Origin of the sequence: Lysinibacillus sp. (genome assembly GCF_032093475.1) — a bacterium.
GTDB classification, from domain to species: Bacteria; Bacillota; Bacilli; order Bacillales_A; family Planococcaceae; genus Lysinibacillus; species Lysinibacillus irui.
Genome location: NZ_DAMDAY010000169.1, coordinates 1 through 7,212, shown reverse-complemented (window position 1 = coordinate 7,212; position 7,212 = coordinate 1). Strand labels below are relative to the sequence as shown.

General features: G+C 37.9%; 6 protein-coding genes and 1 pseudogene. 3 read left to right on the top strand and 4 right to left on the bottom strand.

Going from position 1 to position 7,212, the window contains the following annotated elements:
• Together RT445_RS22280 and RT445_RS22275 are read right to left on the bottom strand one after the other, a co-directional pair.
• Window positions 1–573: pseudogene (locus tag RT445_RS22280) on the bottom strand (heparan-alpha-glucosaminide N-acetyltransferase domain-containing protein); the annotation flags it as partial.
• A gap of 96 nt (window positions 574–669) precedes the next feature.
• Window positions 670–1,620: a helix-turn-helix transcriptional regulator gene (locus RT445_RS22275; protein WP_274793255.1), complete on the bottom strand. Its 951-nt coding sequence runs from the start codon at window positions 1,618–1,620 to the stop codon at window positions 670–672.
• 101 nt (window positions 1,621–1,721) lie between these two features.
• Between RT445_RS22275 and RT445_RS22270 the strand changes: the two genes are divergently transcribed.
• Entirely contained in the window at window positions 1,722–2,252 is a 531-nt protein-coding gene (locus tag RT445_RS22270) for a dihydrofolate reductase family protein (RefSeq protein ID WP_274797332.1), read from the top strand.
• A gap of 42 nt (window positions 2,253–2,294) precedes the next feature.
• Here the strand turns inward: RT445_RS22270 and RT445_RS22265 are convergent, their stop codons facing one another.
• Window positions 2,295–3,047 (bottom strand): class I SAM-dependent methyltransferase, encoded by a 753-nt coding sequence (locus tag RT445_RS22265; RefSeq protein ID WP_274793254.1) that lies wholly within the window; start codon window positions 3,045–3,047, stop codon window positions 2,295–2,297.
• Between the two features lie 92 nt (window positions 3,048–3,139).
• On the opposite strand from RT445_RS22265, the gene RT445_RS22260 reads away from it, so the two are divergent.
• Entirely contained in the window at window positions 3,140–3,658 is a 519-nt protein-coding gene (locus RT445_RS22260; protein ID WP_274793253.1) for an AAA family ATPase, read from the top strand.
• Between the two features lie 18 nt (window positions 3,659–3,676).
• Here RT445_RS22260 and ku read toward each other — a convergent pair whose 3' ends face one another.
• Window positions 3,677–4,498 (bottom strand): non-homologous end joining protein Ku, encoded by an 822-nt coding sequence (gene ku / locus RT445_RS22255; RefSeq protein ID WP_274793252.1) that lies wholly within the window; start codon window positions 4,496–4,498, stop codon window positions 3,677–3,679.
• Window positions 4,499–4,604: 106 nt separating this feature from the next.
• Here ku and RT445_RS22250 point away from each other — a divergent pair, with 106 nt between their 5' ends.
• Entirely contained in the window at window positions 4,605–6,422 is a 1,818-nt protein-coding gene (locus RT445_RS22250) for a DNA ligase D (protein WP_274793251.1), read from the top strand.
• Window positions 6,423–7,212 lie beyond the last annotated feature (790 nt).

The following is a 7,212-nucleotide window of genomic DNA, read 5'->3' as shown; positions in this document are numbered from 1 at the left end:
AATACTGATACAGAACATTACAATAGTTGCAAGCATCAATTTATTACGATGAATCGAAATATTTTCAAATAAACGATATTGACCAGCTGCTAGACCTAGTAGAATAAGTGGAAATGGCATCGCAATTTTTATGCCAAAATAAGCTGTAAGGGCCAATAGCAATAAACCGATAATTACATTGATTTCTTTACGCATTTTATAAAAAGGTAGGGCTATAAAACCAAAAATGGCATAAATGGTTAGTGCTTCACCAGGTTGAAAATAGAAATGGACAAGCCCCATAAGTAATAAAATGAAAAGTCTGCGGCTAAATAAGGCATAAGCTTTCTCGTTTCTAGCCATAGCACGTGAAATAAAAAGGTAGAATCCTACTCCAAATAAAAAGGAAAAAATAATGAAAAATTTACCTTCTATAAAAAGTGTTAAAAAGCGATTATAGGCAATATCGCTTGCTAGTGTAGGTGGTTCAATCCACATTAATGAGGGGATATTCACTAAAATAATACCGAGTAAGGCGAACCCTCTTAAATAATCTAACGTATCAATACGTGTGTTGTTGTCGGTTGGTTGCAACAGTCATCTCCTCCTTCATGATCAATTATAAGGAAGGTCACTAAAAAGTAATAACGATGAACGTTACGTGAATCTGACAAAATTGTCACTTGAAATTTAGATGTCGCGTTGTTCTGGATAAATCGCTAATAGGTCATGCGCCTGTTTTCGTATAAGTTGGATTAGTTCTTGTGGTTCTTTTACAATGGCGTGCTGGCCAAGACGGAAGAAAAGGGAGCTAATAAAATGAAGCTCTCCTTTATCGATCATCATCTCAATAAACCCCGTCCCATCACTTGAACGAACAACTGCCTTTTCAAGGTTCGGCTCACTTAAACATTGGCGCACACCCTCTCTAGTTAATTCCACATATAAACGAATAGGCTGTTGAGGCTCATAGTCACTCTCTAGCCATTGCTGCAAATTAATGGTAGAATCAGGGTTCTTATCGCTGACTTCTATGGAATGAATACGGTCTACTCGAAATAAGAGAATTTTTTCAAATGGTGCATGAAGGGCAGGCATATACCATAAGCCATCATGAGCATACACACCAATAGGCTGGACATGCTTTGTCGTGATTCCAGATTTTGATTCATATTGGATATGTAATTGTTCCTGGTTGATTATTGCTTCTAACACGTCTGTTAATAGTGGTGTTGCGATTGTTCGCTTAGGGTTCCAAAAGGCAATATAGGATTGAAGCGTATCTACCTTTTTTTTCGCTTCTTGCTGCAAGGAGTCATACAGCTTTTGAGATACAGATTTCATTTCCGTATTAAAAGGTAGATCCCGGTAATAATGAAGAGATTGAAAAGCGAAAAATATGGCTACCGCTTCTTCCTCTGTAAATAGAATAGGAGGAAGAAGCGTGCTCGAAAGTACTGTGTAGCCACCGTTTCTCCCTTGTTCCGCGTAAATAGGCAGGCCCATATCACTTAAATCTAACAGATAACGATGCACGGTTCGCACAGAAATATTAAAATCATCTGCAATTTCCTGCGCCGTAAATTTCTTTTTAGCACTGATATATAGCAAAATATCAATTAAACGTTTAGCTTTGGACATATTTTTTCACCTTTTGATTTAATCATGCCAGTAGTTGTCATGTTTTATAGTTAGTATAGACGTTGTACAAGTGATTATCAAAAAGAAGAGGAGTTGACATGATGTCACGAGAAATAGTGGTATTTATCGCAGCGAGTTTAGATGGCTTTATAGCTAAGGAAAATGATGATTTACAGTGGCTAGAAGAAACAGAGGGAGAAGGAGATAACGGCTATTCGGATATGTATCAAACCATTGATACCGTCATTATGGGCAAACGAACATATGATTACATCGTAGAGCATATCGAGCCTTTTCCATATACAGACAAGAAATGCTATGTGTTTACTACAACTCAAACGGAGAAAAATGAGCACGTTGAATTTGTCCATGAGGATGTTGTAACTTTTACTAAACAGTTAAAAGCACAACAAGGCGCAAAAATCTGGATGGTTGGTGGAGCCTCTATACTAGATGCCTTTTTACAGGAACAGTTAATTGATGAATGGATTGTTACGATTACACCACATTTGCTGGGATCGGGTATCCCACTGTTTAAATATCCACGTCCTTTTGAAGAGTTAAAACTACTCGAAACTAAACGATATGGTCAAATGGTGCAATTGCATTATCAGGTAAGGGAAGAGGCTTAAGGTAGCCTCTTTTTTTCATGGTTTTTGCAAAAATCAAAGACTTTATAATAAACGAGCATGGACAACCATGGAAGGACTTAGTGCATGAAATTCACTTCTTTGCCAGGAACCGTAAAGATGTTTCAACTCAAAACCGTTTTGCTGTAATAGTCTAGTCATTTCCATAGGATATGTGTAGCGCAGTAATATGGCATCTTCGAAAGTTTGTTGCCCTTGTTGATGAACAGCACGGCACGTTAATATTTGCGTGACAGGATTATATTCTTCACGATGGAACGTCTTTCTATTTTCACCGTTGCTAGTGATTGTTTGTTCTTTGTATTCATCAATGGCGGATAACTCATTTAAAATGGCATTTCTCGTATCAAAAAGAAATTCACCCCCTGGTTGTAAATGCTTCTTCACAGATTGCAATAAAGCATTTTGACTTTCATTTGTTAAAAAGTGCTGAAATGAATTGCCTGTCATATAAATAAAATTAGTCGTTATAGGTAATTGTAGTTGTGTACAATCTTGTAAGCTAAATTGGATTTGCACACCTCGTTTACTGGCTTTTTCGATCGCATGCTGGATCATTCCTTCATGTAGATCTACCCCAAAGACAGGAATACCCCGTGCAGCTAATGGAATAGCTATACGTCCTGTCCCGCATGCTAATTCGATAATGGGCTCTTTTTTCGTACCTATATAGTCCTGAATATAATGAAGATCGTCTTGATAATTAGCATAGAGATTATCATATTCGGTTGGGTCATTATATTTTTGTAAATTGTGCTCGAATTCATGGTAGAACATTTTTATCCTCCTATTTTCCTTTGCTAGAATCATTGTATAATAAAGGGAATATTTCTACAAAGATACATAGGGTAAAGGGGCGTTCGGGGATAATGGCAATTCCGCAAAAAATACATATCATTGGGTCCGTTGGCAGTGGGAAAACAACATTAGCAAAGGAATTAGCTAAAACCTATCACATCCCCTATTATGAGTTGGATAATGTTGTTTGGATTAGAAAAGAATCAGGGGATAGTATGAGAACGGAACAAGAAAGAATGGCGTATTTACAAAGTATTGTCCAGACAGACTCTTGGATTATTGAAGGAATTCATCAAGAGGAGTGGGTAATCCAGAGCTTTCAGCAAGCAGACTGCATCATCTTTCTTGATACTCCCTATAAAATCCGTATTTTTCGCATTATTAAAAGGTTTGTGAAACAAAAAATCGGTATTGAAAAAGCCCATTACCAACCAACTTTTTCGATTTTCTTCAAAATGTTTCGTTGGAATAAACGTTTTGAGCTAAAGGGTAAACCTAAATTTTTCAAACAACAGGGGGATGTATTGGATAAGCTGTTAGTGGTACAACATAAAAAGGATGTAGATAACTATTTCGAGCGTATCCTGTAGAAAGGATACGCTCTCTTTTTAAGCATTTTTCTTTGTGCGGGTGGTGCGTTTTCTTGGAGCGGGCTTCTTCGTTTTATCTAAGGAAGCCTGCAGTGCTGTCATTAAATCTGTGACATTATCGGGAATTGGTCGTTGTTTATCACTTGCAGCGATTGTATTCGTAGCTTTCTTTTCTTCGATTAGTTCTAGTAAAGCGTTGCGATAATCGTCAGTATATTTTTCAGGGTTAAAGGTAGTGGTTAGCTGATCTACAAGCATGAGAGCTGTTTCAAGCTCCTTAGGCACCACGTCTTGCTCACTAGGTATATTGGGCACGTCGCCAACACTTCTCACTTCATCTGGATAATGAATTGTTTCCATGACGAGTGCATTTTGATAAACTCGCACAACGGCAAGCTGTTCTTTTGATCGAATAATAATTTTCGCGATACCAATTTTTCCTGATTGCTCTAATGTTTTACGCAATAGGGAATAGGCTTTAGCACCGGTAGAATCAGGAGATAAGAAATAGGTACGTTCAAAATATATCGGATCGATTTCGGTTAATTGAACAAAATCAATAATTTCTACAGCCTTCTCTTCATTTTCCTTACGTAGGTTTTCTAAATCCTCTTGATCCAAGACTACAAATTTATTTTTTGTATATTCGTAAGCCTTAACAATATCCTCATCTTTTACTTCCTGATTACAGCCTTCACAAACCTTTTTGTAGCTAATAGGTGTATGGCATTCTTTGTGAAGCTGACGCAATTTAATATCTTTATTTTCAGTAGCGGCATGTAGTTTAACTGGGATATTGACTAAACCAAAGGAAATACTGCCTTTCCACACTGTATGCATGTTTGTCACCTCGTTTTTCTTACTATGATGTATTTTGCAGCTTTTTATGTATTGTAAATTGAAATCGTCAAACACTGTAGATAAAAAACAAAGTAGGTAGTGTTGAATGAAACCAATGCTTTTAACGGAATCAAACGATATTCCAAATGGGGATGAGTGGTTATATGAAACGAAATATGATGGTTTTCGTTGCCTGTTAATATGGGATGAACAGCCGATACTCATGAGCCGAAATGGTCGCAATTTAAACTACTTGTTTCCTGAGATTTTAGCTTTCTGTCAGCAAATATATGCATCTGTAAAGGCTTTTTTGCCATTAACCTTGGATGGAGAGATTGTTTATTTAAGCAATCATTATAAAAGTGAATTTGCAGTTGTTCAAAAAAGAGGGAGAATGCAAAATGAGGACGTCATAGAGGCACATGCAAAGACCTTTCCTTTTCGTTATCTCGTATTTGATGTATTAACTTTTAAGGGGGAGTCCCTTCACAATCGCTATTTAAAAACAAGGAAGGAGCAATTGGCGAAGTTTGCTTCAAAGGTACTATTACCGAGCGTCGACTTTGAGGATAGAAGCTCGATTCAAATTGTAGAGGGGGAGGAAGAGAGCGAGAATTTATGGCAGGCAATAAAGGTTTACAATGGTGAGGGCATGGTGGCAAAGAAGAAAACAAGTAAGTGGCTGGAAAACACTCGTTCAAATCATTGGTTAAAAATTAAAAATTGGCGATATGTGACGGTTGTAGTCACACAATATAACCATAGCAATGGCTTTTTTCATGGCTCAATTTATAAGGATGGTCAATTGCGCGAGGTTGTGACGTTTAAACATGGTATGACAGAAGAAGAGCACCAAACACTTGTTACATTTTTTCAGACCAATGGACAGCGCCAAAAAGAGTTATGGCATCTAGAACCATCTATTTGTATCGACGTTGCTTGTATTGATTTTGATGGTAGTAAGCTCCGGGAACCTAGATTTCATGTCTTTCGATTGGAACAAACACCGGAGGATTGTCAATGGCAGCACATGCAACGACAGCTTTTTCCGATTCCCGATTCTGTGCCTATTACTCACCCAGACAAACCTGTTTGGCCAGAAATTGGCATAACGAAGGATCACTATTTGTCCTATTTACAAAGCATGTCACCATATTTATTACCCTTTCTAAAAGACCGTCCTCTCACTTTAATTCGTTTTCCACATGGTGTGCCAGGCGAAAGCTTTTATCAAAAAAGTAAACCAGATAAAATGCCTAACTTTGTGGCAACGGCGGTGATGGATACGATTGATTATATTGTATGTAACAACTTAGAAACTCTGCTGTGGCTAGGTAATCAACTGGCATTGGAGCTGCATATTCCGTTTCAAACTTTCCAATCCATGTACCCGACAGAAATAGTTTTCGATTTAGACCCACCCTCAGCTGAACATTTTTCATTAGCTGTAGCTGGTGCACTGGATTTAAAAAATATCATTGACTATTTTCAGCTACAATCATTTGTCAAAACATCAGGTGGAAAAGGCTTACAGCTCTATATACCGCTACCAACCAACACCTTTACCTATGAGGAGGTTCGGGTGTTTACAGAATTTGTTTGTCGATTTTTATGTGAGCAAAAGCCGAATTTGTATACAATTGAGCGATTAAAAAAGAATCGCCATGAAAAATTATATTTAGATTACGTGCAGCATGCAGAGGGGAAGACCATCATTGCCCCCTATTCTACGAGAGGCAATCCAAAGGGCTTAGTCGCAACACCTCTAAATTGGGATGAAGTTAATGAAAACTTAAAACCAGAGTTCTTCACGATTCCCGCTGTCATAGAGCGCATGAAAAAAATAGGGAATCCCTTTCAAACATTTCGAGAGGTAGGGGAGAAGCAGGATTTTCGAGCTGTATTGGCTCAATTAAAACAATAATTTTCCTTATAAATTTTTTATCCAGCTTAGGACACGAACAATTTGAAATGGCTCCGCTACTGAAGGAATGAAACTCACAAGGAAAAAACATAGTGATCGGGATAAGCTTTAGAAAACCTTGCTCCTTTTTTAAAAAGGCTCCAATACTCATAACAAAGCTCAATAATAAACAAGCAAATCCAACAAACATTAGCCACTCTAACCCATGAGCAAGGAAATAGGCGGGACTAAGCAGTAAAACAGCAATGACAGTGAAAAATTAAGCAAGTTTTGGCCACATAATAAGTAACCTCCTTTTTCGTTAATTATAATACCAATTTATAGGAGCGAAAAGAAAGGCAGAGTAGGAGTCGTTTGAGAATGGTGATGATCACTTTGGGATGAGATATGAGCGTTTCGAGCAGAGTTACGATCACATTTGACCGAGGTATGAGCGTTTCGAGCAGAGTTACGATCACATTTGACCAAGATACGAGGTTTCGAGTGGAGTTACGATCACATTTGACCGAGATACGAGCAGTTTGAGGAGAGATATGATCACATTTGACCGAGATATGAGCGTTTCAAGCAGAGTTACGATCACATTTGACCTAGGTATGAGCGTTTCAAGCGTAGTTATGATCATTTTGACCGAGATATGAGCGTTTCAAGCAGAGTTACGATCACTATTGACCGAGGTATGAGCGTTTCAAGCATAGTTATGATCATTTTGAGCGAGATATGAGCGTTTCGAGGAGAGTTACGATCACATTTGACCTAGGTATGAGCGTTTCAAGCGTAGTTATGATCA